Origin of the sequence: Streptomyces sp. NBC_00690, from assembly GCF_036226685.1 — a bacterium.
GTDB lineage: Bacteria > Actinomycetota > Actinomycetes > Streptomycetales > Streptomycetaceae > Streptomyces.
Genome location: NZ_CP109009.1, coordinates 7612500 through 7629490, shown reverse-complemented (window position 1 = coordinate 7629490; position 16991 = coordinate 7612500). Strand labels below are relative to the sequence as shown.

12 protein-coding genes are annotated in these 16991 nt (G+C 65.1%); 7 read left to right on the top strand and 5 right to left on the bottom strand.

Annotation, left to right across the window (positions count from 1 at the left end):
* Nucleotides 1-251 precede the first annotated feature (251 nt).
* Together OID54_RS33060 and OID54_RS33055 are read right to left on the bottom strand one after the other, a co-directional pair.
* Nucleotides 252-1805 carry a long-chain-fatty-acid--CoA ligase gene (locus OID54_RS33060; RefSeq protein WP_329025620.1) on the bottom strand — a complete coding sequence of 518 codons (1554 nt, stop codon included), beginning with the start codon at nucleotides 1803-1805 and terminating at the stop codon, nucleotides 252-254.
* Nucleotides 1806-1812: 7 nt separating this feature from the next.
* The gene (locus tag OID54_RS33055) at nucleotides 1813-3363 is read right to left on the bottom strand and encodes an AMP-binding protein (RefSeq protein ID WP_329025617.1); all 1551 of its coding nucleotides are present in this window, start codon (nucleotides 3361-3363) and stop codon (nucleotides 1813-1815) included.
* 213 nt (nucleotides 3364-3576) lie between these two features.
* Here OID54_RS33055 and hemA point away from each other — a divergent pair, with 213 nt between their 5' ends.
* On the top strand, nucleotides 3577-4809 hold the full coding sequence (hemA, locus tag OID54_RS33050) for a 5-aminolevulinate synthase (protein ID WP_329025615.1): 1233 nt from the start codon (nucleotides 3577-3579) through the stop codon (nucleotides 4807-4809).
* A gap of 368 nt (nucleotides 4810-5177) precedes the next feature.
* On the opposite strand, the gene OID54_RS33045 is transcribed toward hemA, so the two are convergent.
* Both OID54_RS33045 and OID54_RS33040 read right to left on the bottom strand, forming a co-directional pair.
* Nucleotides 5178-6122 (bottom strand): hypothetical protein, encoded by a 945-nt coding sequence (locus tag OID54_RS33045; RefSeq protein WP_329025613.1) that lies wholly within the window; start codon nucleotides 6120-6122, stop codon nucleotides 5178-5180.
* Nucleotides 6123-6387: 265 nt separating this feature from the next.
* The gene (locus tag OID54_RS33040; protein ID WP_329025611.1) at nucleotides 6388-6600 is read right to left on the bottom strand and encodes a hypothetical protein; all 213 of its coding nucleotides are present in this window, start codon (nucleotides 6598-6600) and stop codon (nucleotides 6388-6390) included.
* A 99-nt stretch (nucleotides 6601-6699) separates the two neighbouring features.
* Between OID54_RS33040 and OID54_RS33035 the strand changes: the two genes are divergently transcribed.
* The 6 genes from OID54_RS33035 to OID54_RS33010 all read left to right on the top strand — a co-directional run bounded on the left by OID54_RS33035 (nucleotide 6700) and on the right by OID54_RS33010 (nucleotide 14584).
* The gene (locus tag OID54_RS33035) at nucleotides 6700-7278 is read left to right on the top strand and encodes a hypothetical protein (protein ID WP_329025609.1); all 579 of its coding nucleotides are present in this window, start codon (nucleotides 6700-6702) and stop codon (nucleotides 7276-7278) included.
* A 105-nt stretch (nucleotides 7279-7383) separates the two neighbouring features.
* On the top strand, nucleotides 7384-8082 hold the full coding sequence (locus tag OID54_RS33030; RefSeq protein ID WP_329025608.1) for an ABC transporter ATP-binding protein: 699 nt from the start codon (nucleotides 7384-7386) through the stop codon (nucleotides 8080-8082).
* On the top strand, nucleotides 8079-10265 hold the full coding sequence (locus OID54_RS33025) for a permease (RefSeq protein WP_329025606.1): 2187 nt from the start codon (nucleotides 8079-8081) through the stop codon (nucleotides 10263-10265). Before OID54_RS33030 ends, OID54_RS33025 begins: the two co-directional genes overlap by 4 nt.
* Nucleotides 10266-10534: 269 nt before the next feature.
* Nucleotides 10535-11449: a transposase family protein gene (locus OID54_RS33020; RefSeq protein ID WP_329027926.1), complete on the top strand. Its 915-nt coding sequence runs from the start codon at nucleotides 10535-10537 to the stop codon at nucleotides 11447-11449.
* 1074 nt (nucleotides 11450-12523) lie between these two features.
* Nucleotides 12524-13837: a HEAT repeat domain-containing protein gene (locus OID54_RS33015; protein ID WP_329025605.1), complete on the top strand. Its 1314-nt coding sequence runs from the start codon at nucleotides 12524-12526 to the stop codon at nucleotides 13835-13837.
* 543 nt (nucleotides 13838-14380) lie between these two features.
* Nucleotides 14381-14584 carry a cold-shock protein gene (locus OID54_RS33010; RefSeq protein WP_329013690.1) on the top strand — a complete coding sequence of 68 codons (204 nt, stop codon included), beginning with the start codon at nucleotides 14381-14383 and terminating at the stop codon, nucleotides 14582-14584.
* A 356-nt stretch (nucleotides 14585-14940) separates the two neighbouring features.
* Here OID54_RS33010 and ltrA read toward each other — a convergent pair whose 3' ends face one another.
* Nucleotides 14941-16698: a group II intron reverse transcriptase/maturase gene (gene ltrA / locus OID54_RS33005; RefSeq protein ID WP_329025602.1), complete on the bottom strand. Its 1758-nt coding sequence runs from the start codon at nucleotides 16696-16698 to the stop codon at nucleotides 14941-14943.
* Between the last annotated feature and the right edge of the window lie 293 nt (nucleotides 16699-16991).

Here is a 16991-nt window from a genome sequence, read left to right as displayed (position 1 = left end):
CTCCGCGGGTCGCCCACCGGCCGGGGCGCTTCTCGTCATGCCCGGCGCTTACCGCCACCGGACCTGCGGCTCAGATCTTTCCCGAGCCGCATAGCAGCCCGATAGCGCAGGCCGCGACACGGATACGTGCACCGGCGCGAGGAAACAGTGGTGACGCCCCGGTGCGCTCCACGCTCGCCGCGCGGGCGCGGAGCCCGCGGTGAGCCCGGCCACGCCAGGGTTCGAGTCCACCGCGGGCGCCCTGGCCAGCCCTACGGCTCCAGGCCCGCCGCACCGCTCAACCGGGAGACCAACTCGCGTTTGAGCACCTTGCCGCTGGGGCCGAGCGGAAAGGCATCGACGAACTCCACCAGACGTGGGTACTTGTACGCAGCCATCCGTTCCCGGCCCCAGGCCACGATCTCGGCACCGAGCGCCGGGCCCGGCACCGAGCCGGGGCGCGTCAACACCACCGCGCACACCTCCTCACCGTGAACGGCGTGCGGTAGCCCCACGACAGCGACCTGGGCGATCGCCGGATGCCGGGCCAGTACGTCCTCCAACTCGCGCGGGTACACGTTGTACCCGGCGCGCAGCACCATGTCCTTCTTCCGGTCGACGATGGACAGATAGCCTTCATCGTCCTTGACACCGAGGTCGCCCGAGCGGAACCAACCGTCCACGATCGCCTCGGCGGTCGCCTCTGGCCGGTTCAGATAGCCGGCCATCACGTTGTGTCCCCGGATGACGACCTCGCCCAGTTCGCCGGCGGGCAACAACTCGACCCGGTCGGCCACTTCAGCTCTGGCGATCTCGACTTCGACGCCCCAGATCGCTCTGCCCACGGTTCCCGGCTTGAGCGGCCACGCCTTCTGGTTGTACGCCACCACGGGAGATGTCTCGGTCAGTCCGTACCCCTCGTAGACCGGGCAGCCATACATCTCCCGGAACTCGTCGAGGAGTGTCACCGACAGGGCTGCGCCACCGGAGAACGCCCGGTTGAGTGGCGGCCGGCGCGGATCGGCCCGGGCTACGTCGAGGAGCGCCACGTACATCGTCGGAACCCCCATGAACAGGGTGCAATTCTCGCGCACCATGAGGTCCAGTGCCTGTGGACCGTCGAACCTGGGCATCAGCACCAGGGTCGCCCCCGCCCGGAAGCATGTGTTCATTCCGCAGATCTGGCCGAAGGTGTGAAAAAGCGGCAGACAGCCGAGGAGGACGTCGTCAGCCGTGAAGTCGAAGGGAGAGAGCATGGTGGTGTCGACGTTCATCACCACGTTGAGATGGGTGAGCAGGGCGCCTTTGGGCTGGCCGGTGGTGCCGGAGGTGTAGAGGATCACCGCGATGTCGCCGGGTTCACGCGGTACATGACGGTCGATCGGTGTAGTCCGCGCGGCGAGTGCGTCCAGGCGCGGAGCGTTGGTCCTTCTCTCCTCCATGACGGTGAGCACGGGTGTCCCGGCTGCCTCCGCGGCCTTGCCGCCCTCGCCCAGCAGCGGGGCGGCACAGATCAGCGCGGCGGCCCCGGAGTCCTTGAGCACGTAGGAGATCTCATCCGCCCGGAGCAGGGCGTGGACGGGGACCGCGGTCGCACCGAGCGCGAGAACCCCGAAGTAGGCCAGCGGGAAGTGCGGTGTGTTAGGAAGCAGTAGCGCCACGTTGTCGCCGGGGCCGATGCCCCGGTCTCGCAGCACGGCCGCGTACCGCCGCGCCCCGTCCCACAGTTCGCGGTAGGTGATCTTCCGTGTGTCGAACACGATCGCCGGGTGTTCCGGCCGCCGCAGCGCGGACTCGGCAAGTACGGCGGCCACCGAGAGGGACATACGGGTCTCACACGTTCGCTTCCGCGGCCAGCCGCGCCTTGTCCGGCTTGCCTGCACCGGTCAGGGGCAGCGCGGTACGGATGCCGATCTCCTCGGGTATGTGCTTCGGTGAGATGGCGACACGGATGTGCTCCGCCAGATCGGCGGCGGTGGCGGTGCTTCCCTCGCGCAGCACCACTGCGGCGTGCATGTGCTCGATCCGGTCCTCGTCATGGACGCAGAAGACGCATGCCTGCACGACGTCGGGGTGGGCTAGGAAGGCGTTCTCAACCGTCACCGGATGGATCTTGATGCCGTTGGTCTTCATCACCTCGCCGATCCGACCGCGGATGTGAAGGTAGCCGTCGCCGTCGATGAAGCCGAGGTCGCCGGTGTGCACCCAGCCGTCCCGTACAGTCCGGGCCGTGAGTTCGGGCTCTCCCACGTACTCGCTCATGGTGAATGCCGAGCGTACGCAGATCTCGCCGACCTCACCGGCCGGCAGATCATGGTGGTCGTCCTGATCGCGGATCTGAACCCAACCGGGTATCGGCCGTCCGACCGTGATCCGCAGACGGGGGTCGAGGTGCTCGGCCGGCGAGAGCATGCTGACGAAGCCCGCCTCGCTGGTGGCGTACACCTGGATGAGCACGTCACCGAAGACCTTGACCGCGTCGGCCAGGCGCTCCGGGGACGCTGGAGATCCCACATAGGTGACCATCTGGAGACTGGACAGATCGGTCGAGCTCACGTCGGGGTGGTCCAGGAGCATGTACAGCTGGGGAGGTGAGACCAGTAGCCGGGTGATCCGGTGCTGCTGCACGGCGCGCAGCACGTCGCCAGCGTCGAATCCGTCCCGCAGGAACACCGAGCCGCCGGACGCGAGCGAGTCATCGGTCGTGGCACCACTGGAGTGGCTCATCGGGAGCGTGGCCAGATAGACGGACCGCCAGCCCATCTGTAGGCCGGCGGAGATGAAGCCGTTTCGGGTCTGGAAGTCGACGGCGATGCCCTTCGGCTTGCCGGTCGTGCCGCTCGTGTAGGTCACCACCGCGGGTTGGTCAAGCCTCATATCGACATCGGCCGGATCGAAGGCGCTCGCGTCCTCGGTGGTCAGGTCGAGGACGTCGGGACCAAGATCACCGAGACCAATGAGGTCGAGGGGAGCCGGCAGCAGCTCGCGCAGCGCACGAGCGCCCGCGAGGTTCTCCGCGTCCACGGCCAGGTGCGTCGCGCCGGTCTCCTGGAGGATCTTGAGTTTGGCATCGGCGATCAAATGATCCCCGGGGTCGACCGCGTTGGTGGTGTGCAGATGAACCACCGTGGCACCGATCAGATTCGCGGCGTACCGCAGGATCAGGGTCGGGGCCGTGTTGGTGACGGTGAGGATGGCGACCACCGTGTCGGCGGCCTTCCCGTTCGCGTCGACGTGCTGGCGCAGGGTGTTCGCGGCGGAACGGACCAGGGCAGCTAACTCCGCCGCGGTCAGGGTCTTGTCATGCCATGACAGGACCACCTTTTCCGGCTCGGCTGAGATTACCTTGAGGATCTGACTGACATATGTTTCGTTCGACGGCATACGGAACTCCTTTTTGTGCCGCTGCGAGGGATTTCCGGGGAGCATACAACACGACGCATAGATGTGTCAGGAGTGCAAATTCCCTGAGGGGCGGGGCGAAGATATCGAAATGTCGCAGCCCGCGACATTGAAGTGATATGCCGCTGTGGGATAATCCCCTCAACCAGTCCGAGTTCCGCATCGACGCAGTTCTCAGAGAAATGAGTTGACGTCATGGACCATTACCTGGAGCTCTTTTCGCGACACATTCAGGAATTAGGGTCCACGGAGGGGAAACGGGAGTTCCTTCAAATCGGGCGGCTGGCCGGGCAATTCCCGGCGGCGCAGAACCACCGCGACGGAGTCGTCTCCGAGATCAACGTGTGGTGCAGCAACGACTACCTGGGAATGGGCCAGCATCCGCTCGTACTGGCAGCGACGCGGGAAGCGCTCGACGAGTACGGCGCGGGGGCGGGTGGCTCCCGGAACATCGGGGGGACCAACCGCTACCACGTCTTGCTGGAGAGGGAACTCGCGGATCTGCACGGCAAGACCGACGCACTGCTCTTCACCTCCGGGTACACCGCCAATGACGGGGCCCTCTCGGTACTCGCCGGCCGCTTGGGGAACTGTCTCGTCTTCTCCGACGAGATGAACCACGCCTCGATCATCGACGGACTCCGGCACAGCGGCGCGGAGAAGCGCATCTTCCGCCACAATGACACGGCACATCTGGAAGAGTTGATCTCCGCCGCTGATCCTGACCGTCCAAAAATGATCGTCCTGGAGTCGGTCTACTCGATGGCGGGGGATGTCGCCCCACTCGCCGAGATAGCGAGGATCGCGCGCAACCACGGCGCGATGACCTTCCTCGACGAGGTGCATGCGGTCGGAATGTACGGGCCCCAGGGAGCCGGTATCGCCGCGAGCCAGGGACTGGCTGACGAGTTCACCGTCATCATGGGCACACTGGCCAAGGGATTCGGTACCACCGGTGGATACATAGCAGGTCCCGCCGAATTGATCGACGCAGTGCGCGGCTTCTCCCGCTCCTTCATCTTCACCACGGCCCTCCCGCCGGCCGTCGTGGCGGGCGCCCTCGCCGCGGTCCGACATCTGCGCTCCTCCGACGAGGAACGCAAAAGGCTCACTGAAAACGCTCGTCTGATGCACCGACTACTCAGGGAACACGGGATTCCCTTTGTCTCCGACGAGTCCCATATCGTCTCTGTATTCGTAGGCGATGACGACCTCTCCAAACAGATCTCCAGCGTTCTACTGGAACGCCACGGCGCCTATGTACAGGCGATCAACGCGCCGAGCGTGCGCGCCGGCCAGGAAATCCTCAGGACAGCTCCCGGAGCCGTGCACGACCCGTCCGAGGTGCGAAAGTTCGTCGCGGCACTCGACGAGATCTGGCGGGAACTGGGGCTGCCGCGCACGCCGAGCCCTCAGCAGTTCACTTGAGCGGTCTCACTCAATCGTTGTCGGGTGCGCCGTCTCCAGCGAGGGCGTTCTGTTCAGCGGGGCCTGGATGCTACGCGCGATGGTGCGGAACTGCTGGATGAACCAGGGCTTGGCCGTTGTGCACAGAGAGCTCTCGTTGGGAGCCACCGTGTGAACTCCGTAGGGAAGGTCCGGAAGCCTTCCTTGTCGGTGGACATGGTCAGATGGCGCCAGCGCGGAGAGGCCCCGGGCCAGGCGCAGCGTCAGAGAGAGCACACCGCCGGCCATCGTCCCGCTACCCCACTTCGGCCCCGCATCATCGCGATGCGGCGTTCGATCGACGTTGCTCGGCAGCGTTCACATCTGGAGACGCCCAGTCGACTCCCGGATCACTCCCCATGCACCGGAACTGCAACTGACGAATCGCCAGCAATGCTGGCGTGAGGTCGGCAAGGGCCCGCTGACGCCCACAGATAGGGAAACCCAGCCTGGCCGGGCCCACGGGCTCGGACGGCGAGCCAGTCTTGGAGCTCCCGGTGGCGGAACTGGTACGCGATTCCGGCGGTGCGCATGATGCCGACCTGGGTGGCCCAGTGGAGGAATCGCCCCAGGCGCCAGGGCAGTCGATGGTGCCCGAAGCGGGTGAGCAACAGGAACACGACGTAGCGCATGCTGGCAGGGACGCTCGTAACTCTTGCGGTGACGGTTGCCAAAGCCGCGGCAACTGGCACGAAGAGCAGGTACCCGAGATGGTCGGCAGTGACGAGGAGCGTGACGAAGTAGGCGAGAGGCAGGCTCATCAGCACGGTGATGGCGAGAGCGACCAGAAGGTCGTCGCGGATCAGGCACCGCGGGTCCCCGACCTCCGAGACCTCCCTGCGGAACACTCCACCCACGGGCCCGAACATGAATCCGGCCGGTAGCCCGAAGATCACCCCCATAGAGAAGATCATCGGCACGACGTTGCGCTCCCAGACCCAGTACCAGTCCCAGTGCAGCTCGAAGTCCCCGTCCGACGCGTTGATGATCAAGAGGATCATGGAACCGACGGCCACCGCGATGAGGAAGCCGGCGGCGGAGCCGCCGAGGACGCCGGTCATGGCGCGGCCCCAGTCCCGGGGGCGACGCAGGGGGGAAGCGAGGCGGTGGGCACCTGGCCACACACGGACCCATATCTCCACTCGCGCGGTGTCGCGTGCGTGGGCACCTAACGTGTCGTACGCGGCACTGCGGGACGTGAGGATCATGCTGGCACGGGGGCGTCCGTATCGGTAGGCGTCCAGTTCCCGCATCGCCCGGCGGGCCCGTGGAGCGTTCCCTCCTTCGGCGTCCATCTCGTCGAGGCCATCCAGAACGGCAGGATCAGCCCGTCCTCCACCGATTCGACATTCAGGGTCAGCCGATGATGTGGACCGCAGTGATCAGCAGTACGGGACGGCTGACGTACCCGAGATGGCCGTCACGACTCGTCCGGTGGGGCGCTCTCGAACACCGCGTGGTGTTGTGTCAGAAGGTGATGAGTTTGACGGCGGTGACGGTGAGGACGTCGGGGGCGCTGATGCAGTAGACGACGATCGCATCGGCGCTGGTGACGGTGGCTTAGCGGTAGTCGCGTTCGCCGGGTTTGGCCTCCACCGACCCGTGCCCGTAGGGATTGGTGCCGATCGTCGCCTTCGTGGCCTTGTCCAACGCGTTGCGCCGTGGGGCGTGCAGTCGGCGGCGGGCGGTCTCAGCCTGGGAGGCGTAGGCAGTGCGGTAGGCCATCAGGCGGCCGCGCGCCTCTGTGGCCTGTCGTACGGCTGCCGCTTTCATTCTTTGCCTCCGCTGCTGAGGAAGCCCCTCGGTAAAACTCCCTCCCTCGATAGTTTCTCGGCCGCTGTGTCGCGTGGCCTCGGCACGAACCGTTACGGCATGACAGTCGAGGAGTCATCGTCCGGTCGACAGCAGCGTGCAGCTCATACACCACCGAACCCGCCGCCGCGGATCGCGACCAGCCATCTGCTGCGGACTGTTAAACGCCATGGCGCGATTTGGTCGCTATTACGTGATCTTGTTGTGGAGATTCTTTGGCCTTTGCATGATCAATCAGTGACCGCGGGCGGCACGAGAGCCGCACTGGTTGACTCAAAGGGGAGGGAAACACTCATGCGCAGAATCAAGGCGATAGCCGGCATAGTGCTGGCCATTGGCATCGCGGTGCCCACCACCAGCGCTATGGCGGCCAGCGCCACAGGCGGAGGCGTCACTGCTACCAGCCCGTGGAACAGTGACAATGGGCTCATCTCCGTCTACGACGGTAGCGATGACGGTGACCCGGGCAAGGCCGAGTACTACCGGCAGGACAGCGCCGGTACTCTTCGCACACTGTGGAACCACAGTGGTTGGAAGACTCGCGTGATCTCGGGTGATGGCTCGAAGGTCATCAAGTTCAAGGCGTGCGACGACAACGACTGGGCCTCGGACGACTGTTCAGGTTGGGTTGCCCCGTAACCTGGCCTCACCGCAACACCATCCGCCGGGCAAGCCGCACCGTGGCTTGCCCGGCGGTACCCGTTTCCTCTTCGGTTTGCCTTCCAACAAGAATACGGACGTGCTGTGACCCCCACACCGCCGCTGGGCGATGGCCTTCAGGTGAAGGGCTTGACCTATCAGGTCGAGGACCGCGTACTGCTCAACAACGTCGACCTCACCGTGGCTCCAGGTGAGTCCGTGGCTATCACCGGGCCCAGCGGGTCAGGCAAGTCCACACTTCTGATGTGCGTACTCGGCCTGATCAAACCCGACTCCGGCACGATCACCGCTGGAGGACACCGTCTGACCGGTCTGCTACCCGGTTCCCTAGCCAAGGCTCGCCGCAAACACCTCGGCATGGTCTTTCAGTTTGGTGAGTTGCTCCCTGAACTGACCCCCGTGGAAAACGTCGCACTCCCTATGCTCCTGGACGGCTCCGACCACCATCAGGCATACGACGCCGCCATCCGGCTCCTGGACGAACTTCATGTTCCCCACGGGACCACCCCCACAGGGATGCTCTCGGGCGGAGAACGCCAGCGCACCGCAGTAGCCCGAGCTCTCATCGCGCAGCCGCCCGTACTACTGGCGGATGAACCGACCGGCGCGCTTGACCCCAAAGCACGTGAGAACGTTGCCGACCAGCTTTTCCGAATCTGTCGCGAACGCAGCTGCGCGCTCCTGGTCGTCACCCATGACCCAGCCATCGCCGAGCGTGCCACGCATGCGTTTGAGCTGCAGGCGAGCACTCTCGTCCCCGCCCCCCGAGGAACACACGCGTGATCGGCTCGCGCCCCACCCAGACCCGCCGCCCAGGTCGACTGTGGATCCAGCTCCTCAGGGTCGGTCTGGCCGCAGCACGAACGACGCCCGGCACGCGACTGCGCTCCTGGGCGCTGATGGCGGCCTCGGCCGCCCTGGCTCTGACCGCACTGGCGTTCGCCACCACTACCGCCACATTTGACGGGCGCACCCAACGCGACACGGCCCGCGGCCCCGTCGTGACCGGCAGCGCCCATCAAGCCACCGCCCTGTGGAAGGAAGCCGTCGATTCGTTCGGTATCTCACCACACGGCGTCATCTACATTGAGCCGCTCGCACCCAAGAGCCCTCCACCGTCAGGTCTCTCTCGCTGGCCCCGCCCTGGTGAAGCCTTCCTCTCTCCCGAGCTGGCCCGGGCGGCTGAGAACCACGACAGCCTTGACCGCTACGGCCACTACGCCGGAAAGATCGACCCGCAGGGGTTGAGATCACCCTCCGAGCGCATGGCCTATGTCCGCCCGGCCCACCCGCCGGTTGACCCCGCAGCAGAGTCCTGGCAGTACATCACCGGCTTCGGTCAACTCTTTCCGATGAATCAGGAGATCTATCCCTCCACGGCGGTCGAAACCGGCGGTGCTATCGCCGTGTTGATGGCTGTGCCAGCCCTGGCGCTGCTGGTGGTAGCCACCCGCGTCGGATCGGCGACCCGCGATCGCCGAAGCCAGCTCGTCAACGCCCTGGGCGCCTCATGGGCCCACCGAGCCGTGATCAACGTCGGAGAGGCCTTCGTACCGGCCGCTGCCGGAACCTTGTTGGTTCTCTTCCCGGCCGCGCTGCTTCTGTCAACCGATGTGCGCCTGCCTATCACCGGCTACATCATCAGCACAGCCGACACACGCCGGGCGTGGCCCGAACTGGCCGGCGCACTTGCCGTATCGCTGGTCCTGACACTGCTGCTGGTCGTACTCCTGCACCGGGTACAGCGCTCCCAGACGGCCACTCGGCCAAGCACGTCCACTTCACGTCTGCCGAAATGGCGCATGGCCCTCTGCGTGGTTGGCGTTGTGACGATCGCCTTCAGTCAGTACGCTCCCAAGGGCCCGGACATCGCAGCCTTCCTGGTCGGCACCGTCCTGATGTGGGCCACGCTGCCCTCGGTGATTGCCCAACTGTGCGTCGCCAACGGCAAACGGATCGCCGCCCGCGGCTACCGCGACGGGAATCCCGGCCGGCTCATCGCAGGCCGCTGGACCGCGGCGCACCCTGGCGTCCTGGTGCGTCTCTCCGTGGTCTTCATCATCGGTATTGGTCTCATCAGCCACCTCCAGGTCTGGAACAGCCGACTCGGAGACAGCGCAGCCGCTGCACAGCGGACAACCGAACGCGTTGGAGACACCCTCTACACGGTTCACAGCAGCACTCTCACCTCCGGCGCCGTCAAGAATTTCTCACGCGACCTCCCTCAAGGAACGCACCTTCTGGTCGCTACCGCCCACCCTGAAGGCGACCACCCCCGCATCGACCTGGTGGGATCCTGCCCCGACCTGAAGTCCCTGCGCCTGCCCTGCCCAGACACCGCGCAGCATGTCACCACGAGCGATCCCCGGCTGGAGGAGCTGGCCCGCCCCTACGCAGGAAACCTCACTGTCCGGGCCGTCAACGGCGACTTGCCCGTCGGTAAGGTCAACGGGTCCCTCATCGTCACCGCCGATGAACCAGGACACCGTGCCGAGATCGAAAGAGCGGCCTACGCTGCCCACCCTGGCATCAACGTCGACACACCGGGAGAAGTCTGGGTGATCGGCGCCCAACAAAAGAACAATCTCAACAACTGGCTCTTCCTCTTTGGCGGTACTGGCCTAGCGCTGTTGCTCGTGGCAGGGCTGATCAGCGCCGCCGCAGAGTTTGTGCGCATCAGAGCAGGACTGGCACCATTGAGCGTTCTGACTGGCAACGACCAGGTCTTTCGCACGATTGCCCTCTGGTATCTGACTGTGCCGCTGCTGATCGCGACTGCCCTCGCGACCTTCATCACCAACTGGCACTCGCTGTTCTTCGTCGTCTCCCTGCGGGAAGGCAGATTCTCCTGGGCAGTCCTGGTCACCGCGGCCACCGGTTTCTCCCTGGCCGCTGTGGCCATCGGCCTCCTCGCGGCGTACTCCGCTCGACGCGCTGCCCCCTTCTGGAGACCCGAGGCAGACTGAGTGGACTGCTCGGCATGTCCGGGTTTCGCAGAATCAGATGATCTTGATGGTCGCGTCGCCCGGAGAGACGCACTCGTCGGTGTCCTGACGCCCGCAGCCCCGCTCCCTGCGTCACAGTGCGGGGCTGCTGCGCACCCGTCTTTGTTGGCCTGTGCCGGCCAGGGTGCACGGTTCACACAGCAGCAGGCTTCGACCGCTCTTACGAGCTGGTGCGTGATTGCGCGTGAGGTGTTCTTGCTGGTGGGTGGCATGATCCGGATGTGGCGATCATGGTCAGTCGGACGGTTCTCGCGCATCAGGTGTTCACAGGGGTCTCTCGGGGGCATCTCGCTTACCTGATTGAGGAGTTGGCCGACCCTTGGCAGGCGGTGGTCGAGGGGCGTCGTCACAGAGCCCGCGGCGGGGCCAGGCGACGTGAAGCAGGAGCCGGTGTCCGGCATCGACTGGTGTTCGTCGACCGGCTCGTGGCCACGCTGATTCATCTGCGGCACCATTTGCCGCATGCGGCGTTGGGGCTGCTGTTCGGCGTCGATCGCTCCACCATCACCCGTGCGATCGGCGAGATGCGAGGGCTGCTGGCCGAGCGGGGATGTGCGGTCCCGGACCGGCCCGGCCTGCGGCTGCGGACCTTGGCGGATGTGTTCGCATACGCCCAGGCCGAAGGCATCGAGCTGCGGCTGGACGCCACCGAAGTCCAGGTCCGTCGGCCCCCGGCCGGCCGCGGCGGACGCCGTGCCTTCGTCTCGGGGAAGAAGAAGCAGAACACGATGAAGGCCACCGTCGTCGCCGACCATGAGGGCCGCACGCTCTGGACCGACGCCCTGCGACCAGGGCGGATGCATGACGCGACCGCTGCACGCAACGAGGGCATCGGTACCTGTTTCCAGCGCTTCTCCGACGTTGAAGTCCTTCTGGACGACGGCTACCTCGGACTCCGCCGCGACCATCCCGGCCAAGCGGTGACGCCGCCGAGGAAGGGAAACAAGATCAGCCCTCCCGAGGTCCTCGAAGCCCGCCTACGAGCCCGGCACCGGCACTCCTCGAAGCGCATCACCGTCGAACACGCCCTCGCCGATCACAAACGCTGGAAGCAATTGGTCCGCTGGACCCACCGCCGGGAGAATCTGCCCGCCACCTACCGGGCCATCGCCGGCCTCGTCTCCGACCGCAACACCACCGACTGACAAAAACCCCCGGTCAGGCATCCACGTCTCAAACGCAATCACGCACCAGCTCGTTAGCTCCAGACGCTGGCGGGGGTCGAGTTGAGGTCAGGCCAGTCGAACGCAGCGTGGTGATCTTCTCCTCGGGTACGACGACGTCCCGCGCATGGGCTAGCTGCATTGACCCGCAGGGTTGTTGACTCGGTTGACCGACGGTGTCCCGGTGGCGTGGGCGCCGGGATGGCGGTGTACGGCAGTACGCGTCTAGCTGTATGGAAAACGGTAGCGCCCCACGCTGACACGGCGCCAGGAAACAGCGAGCGGCGCCGTGGACAGTTCCACGGGGCCGCTCGGGACATCGGTGACGTCCCGTGGGCATGCAGGCGCCTTCTCCTTCCACCGTCCAGCGAAGATTGACAGTTTCGGAGCGGATGAGTCTGGTGTGACGGTGCGTCGGGGTGCAGCGGGGCGGTCGGTGGTGGCGGGCAGTTCCAGGGCCGCGTGCGGCCGGGCCACGCCGAGGAGGCGCAGAGCGCAGTCCTCGGGCAGGTCGCACGTGCGGAGGGTGGTCGCATCCGCTGGGGATGCGCCACCCTCGGTGGGCGCCGCGCTGGAACGCGGTGGGCCCGCTACCTGTTCCATGTGCAGCCATGGCGCCAGGGAGCCAGCGCTACGGCGAGCCTGTCATCCGGGTGAGATCCCGGCAATGGTCGCCTGGCTGAAATTGCATCAAACTGCTGGTTTCGGGGCGCTGACCCGCGTGCTTGCTGAGACCGTTTCACTGTTGGACCACCTGTTCGTTGTGTTCCGGGCTTGACGTCCGGACAAGTGCGTATCGAAGGCTCGGGCCTTGACCGCAACGCATGGTGATGACTGCACTACTGCTGAATCGGGTCGCGCGGGCGAGGTCGATCCAGGTGCGCATTCGCCAGCGCGCGGCCCTGGCCCGACCGTTCATGCGAAGGCCGGCTCGCGGCTGTCGCGCGTAGGCACGGTGGTAAGAGGCGTCCGAGGGATGCTGCGCAGCCGGGTCCTTGCCGGAGGGACAATCTCAGACCTGGTCACCAAACTGCTGTGCGCCAAGGGGTGGATGATGTGAAGGCGATTGAGGATCTTGCGGATCGAGGCATGCGGGAAGCAGCGCGAGACGTCCTGGCAGCTATGGGGCAGGCCGCCGTTCAGCCTCTCCTGCGGGAGCTGCTCCGCGAGTCGTCGCCGGTGCGCCCGTGGGAGATCGAGTTCGTTGTGACCACGAAGATCGGGCTGGCGGCATACAACGAGGTGCTAACAGCGCTCGCCCAGGCGATGGACCAGGAGTCACGACGACGGATAGGCGGGGTGTTCACCGGGTTCAGGGCAGTCGAACGCTACATCGAAGCCCTCTCTCACCCCTCGGCTCATGTGCGCAACTACGCCGCTGTGGGGATCCAGTTCGCCCGCGCTGTCCCGCCTGGCCGCCCCCCTCAGCCCGGGCAGGACCTCGACTCCGTGATCGAGGCGCTCATTCCCGTCCTGGCTGATCCGCACCCAGAGGTGGCCCAACGGGTGGAGTGGGTCTTGACGATGCTCGGGCCGGGCGTCATCGAGCCGTTGCGGAAGATCCGCCGCGACGGGCCGGGCGCACTGCGGGCGAGGGCGCTCACCGTGCTGGCTTCGGTAGGCGGTGAGCAGGCCCTGTCCGGGCATGACCTGGCTGCCGTGGAACGGCTCATCCGGATCAAGGTGCTGGGAGAGCAGGCGATCCCCTTGGATACCTGTTCCCTCTCCTGGATAGCCGTGCCCGGCGGTGACCGGATGGGGATCATGGAGGTGCTGAGCCTTTGGGATCAGCGGCAGTGCACCTTCGCGCTGGGGCATAGCGTCGTCGCCCACGACAGCGTCGATGTCCCTGCCTATGGGCGGGTGTACGTGACACCCCAGGTGGACGGCTGGACTCTGCTGCTCGGTCCGTGGTGCAGCCCCGTCGACCCTGAGCGTGCCGAGGACGTCCTGCGCTTGGTGGCGGAGCTGAGCAGGCGCTATGACCAAGCGCAGGCGTACTACTTCGGCGAGCAGGGCGGCGGTTCGGGTTGGCTTGTCGCAGAAGCCGGGCAGGTGGTGCGCCGCTTCTTCGCCTGCTGGGGAGACGACGAGGCCCGCTTCGCCCTGGGGGACCCCCTGCTCCAGGAGACCGCATGGCGAACGGAGATGGGGCTGGCCTCATCTCCGGGCGTGGAGTCGGCCGACGACGACCCTGCTGAACAATGGGAGGACCGGGCCGCATACCTGGCTCCTGAGTTGGCCCAGGCGCTGGGGGTGAGCCCTTTCAACCTGGGCCCGCATACCCAGGTCCGCGGCACCGGGACGATTGCCCTCACCCCCTACGCACGGGAGCACGGCAAACCGAGGACTGGGGCCTATCGCATCTAGTCGACAGGCCAGAAAATGGACAGCCAAACCGACCCGCCACAACGCCCGTGACCAGGCGCCCGGATCCACCATCCGCTGACACCCACCCACGCCACCAACCCGTCTTCTCACGCGGGCGGCGGGGAAGCGAAGAATCAGCGGTGGCGGCAGTGGAAGCAACGCCGCACCGCATTCGCGAAACCACACCGCGCCATCACTGTTGCCTTCCCCACCCAGCGCGAGCCGGACCGATCCCTGTGCGCAGTCCGGCGCTGTGGAGGGCGCTGTGTGCCGGGGTGTATGCCGAGCTCGCGGCGGGTTTCGCGACCACCCGGGGAGCGCCGTGGTGGGGCTTCCTTCGGGGGAGGTTTGTGGGGTGTGGGTTGCTGGTGGGTGGGGGGCTGTCCGTGTAGCGTTTGGGGGAGCTGTCATGGTTCCGAAGTACCGTCCCCGTGTAAGCGAGTTCGCGGGGTGTTTTGCTGTTCAGTGTCTCTGAGGGCCAGGGCGATCACCTCCGGGATCCGTAGCACGCGGGTCCCGATCTTCGAGTCCCCTGGAGGACATATGGCTACCGGCACTGTGAAGTGGTTCAACGCGGAAAAGGGATTCGGGTTCATCGAGCAGGACGGCGGGGGCCCGGATGTCTTCGCTCACTACTCGAACATCGCCAGCTCCGGCTTCCGCGAGCTCAGCGAGGGGCAGAAGGTGAAGTTCGACATCACCCAGGGGCAGAAGGGCCCCCAGGCGGAGAACATCACCCCTGCCTGACCAGCTACAACACGGTGCCCCGCACAGGTGTGGGGCACCGTCTGCTCCAGGCTGGTTCGTGCGCGTTCCACGTTTCACCAGCCAGCCCAAAGCCTTATGTCCACCGCCTGCGCCAGTGACAACGTGCGGGCCGCAGACCGCTAGGAGTTGTCGTCAAAGTGTCAGGCCCACATCAGGAGCGATGCGAGGGTGACGGCTGCTTGGTAGGACTGGGCGGTCTTGTCGTACCTGGTGGCGATGCCGCGCCACTGGTCGGGTAGCCGGGTCATGTTGCCATGACCCGGCCCCCTCAGAACCGGGCATGCCTGTTTCCAGGCACCACGGCTCAAGCAAGCCCAAACGCTTCACAGAATCTGCTATTTGTTGCTGCCATCTCGTGCATGAAGCTGCTGATGGCATTCGGAGTGAACGAGTCGAAGATTCTTCACTTCATCAGATCCGCCGTCTCTTCGGTAGGCGAAGTGGTGTTTGTGTAACCGCTTCTTCATCGCGTCGAACCAGTCGATCCACTCGCGTGGGCTTTCCGGCTCATATTCAGCACCAACGATGAGCGCCTGACCGCAGAGCGGACAAAGTCCCTTCTGACGGGCTGCCAGAGTAAGGCTGATCTTGTCCATTGGCGGAGGTGTACGCGTCCTGCGACGCTGACTCCAGTAGTCACCGAGCGCGGGATCGTCAGGTGACGACTTTCCCTTGACTAGCTGATGCCTTCTGATGTTGGTCCAGGCGAACTTGGGAAGATGTGCACCTGTGGTGCGGTCACCGAAGACCCAATTATTATTCTTGGACCGGTTGAGCCTGCCGAAGTACTTATTGACGATCCAGTGCTTCGACTTCTTCGGGTGGGTGCGCTTGGCCCACTTGTAGGTGAGCGTCCACACGTAGCTGTCCAGCGCTGAGAAGGTTGCGCTGGACACCACCGTCCGGTAGTACGCAGACCATCCCCTGACGATCGGGGAGAGCTTGCGTAGTACGACTGTGATGCTCTGCCCGAGAAGAGCCTGCATCTCGGACCGCAGTCGATTCCGGATCCTCTTCACCGCATCCCTGCTTGGCGTGATGATCAGGCTGTCGCCATGGCGTCGGACATTGAAACCCAGAAAATCGAACCCTTCGGAAAGGTGAACGATCCTTGTCTTCTCTTCGTTGAATCGAAGCCCTCGGGGTTCAAGCCAGTTGCCAAGTCGCGCCTTGACCATCTCTGCCTCCTCCTTGCTCGTGCAGAACACTGCAAAGTCGTCGGCATAACGCACCAGGATCGGCGTCCCCTTCGCGGCCCACATCACTGTTCCTTTGCGGGTTGCGAACCGAACCCCTGCGGCTTCCTCCATTCCGTGAAGTGCAATGTTGAGCAACAGGGGGCTGATCACTCCGCCTTGAGGAGTTCCCTCGTCGGTGCGAGTGAAGCGTCCGTTGTCGACCACGCCCGCCTTCAGCCACTGCCGGACGAGTTCCCTGGCGGGGAAGCCGCCGACGCCGCTGAGCAGGTGGTCGTGGTCGATGCGGTCGAACGCTGCGGCCAGGTCGGCGTCGAGTACCCACTGACGCTTGGCCGTCTTGCCCTTCGCGGCGCTGAAGATCGCCTGGATGGCGTCGTGGCATCCGCGGCCTGGTCGGAATCCGTAGGACCGTGATTCGAACCGGGCTTCCCACTCAGGTTCCAGCGCATTTTTCACGCGTGCCTGGACTACTCGGTCGCGCATTACTGGGATGCCGAGCGGACGTTGCTTTCCATTGCTCTTCGGGATGTAGACACGCTTGACGGGCTTAGCTCTCCAGGGTTGGGTTTGCTGGTCGATGTCGACCGCCATGCGAGCTCGCGCCTGGGGGGTGAGTGCTCGCTCCCTGTCGATGCCTGCCGTCTTGCGGCCCTTGCTCTGCTGCGTCACCCGTTTCACGCTCACGAGCGTGTTACTGCGGCTCCGCAGCATGAGCTTTTGCAGATTGCGGACCTTCTTGAGGTCCCCTTCCTGTGTCGCTTTGAAGATCCGTTGTCTCAGGCGCCGTACGTTTCCCTCAGTTCTGGCCCAGTCGATGCAGTGCCAGTCCAGTGGTTCGCCCTGCGGTCGGTTCACTTTGGAGGTGCGGCCGGCAGTAGGGACTGTCTGTCGCATGTTCCTCCTTCGTGTCTAACTTGTCCGGCAGGTTCTGGCGTTATCACTCGGGATGCTTCAAAGGCTCACCCGGCCCACGTGGGCACCCTTTCGGGTCAGGCCATGCAGACCTGTATCCGGCGAGTTATGGCCTGGGTTGAAGGACTCCAGGGTTTTCCTCTGACCTTTCGATCCACCGGTGTTCGCTTTTTGGGCCATCCTGTTCCCGCTGGAGATTTGGGCCTTCCTTGCGGTCGGCTTACCGGGCCAAGACCCGGACCCCAACGGGGTTTCCACGTTCCACACACGTAAGT

Bases quoted from the DNA above. Each gene is read 5' to 3' on its own strand.
- OID54_RS33055 (WP_329025617.1), bottom strand. From the start codon at position 3,363: ATGCCGTCGAACGAAACATATGTCAGTCAGATCCTCAAGGTAATCTCA.
- OID54_RS33040 (WP_329025611.1), bottom strand. From the start codon at position 6,600: ATGAAAGCGGCAGCCGTACGACAGGCCACAGAGGCGCGCGGCCGCCTG.
- hemA (WP_329025615.1), top strand. From the start codon at position 3,577: ATGGACCATTACCTGGAGCTCTTTTCGCGACACATTCAGGAATTAGGG.
- OID54_RS33045 (WP_329025613.1), bottom strand. From the start codon at position 6,122: ATGGACGCCGAAGGAGGGAACGCTCCACGGGCCCGCCGGGCGATGCGG.
- OID54_RS33035 (WP_329025609.1), top strand. From the start codon at position 6,700: ATGACAGTCGAGGAGTCATCGTCCGGTCGACAGCAGCGTGCAGCTCAT.
- ltrA (WP_329025602.1), bottom strand. From the start codon at position 16,698: ATGCGACAGACAGTCCCTACTGCCGGCCGCACCTCCAAAGTGAACCGA.
- OID54_RS33020 (WP_329027926.1), top strand. From the start codon at position 10,535: ATGGTCAGTCGGACGGTTCTCGCGCATCAGGTGTTCACAGGGGTCTCT.
- OID54_RS33010 (WP_329013690.1), top strand. From the start codon at position 14,381: ATGGCTACCGGCACTGTGAAGTGGTTCAACGCGGAAAAGGGATTCGGG.
- OID54_RS33060 (WP_329025620.1), bottom strand. From the start codon at position 1,805: ATGTCCCTCTCGGTGGCCGCCGTACTTGCCGAGTCCGCGCTGCGGCGG.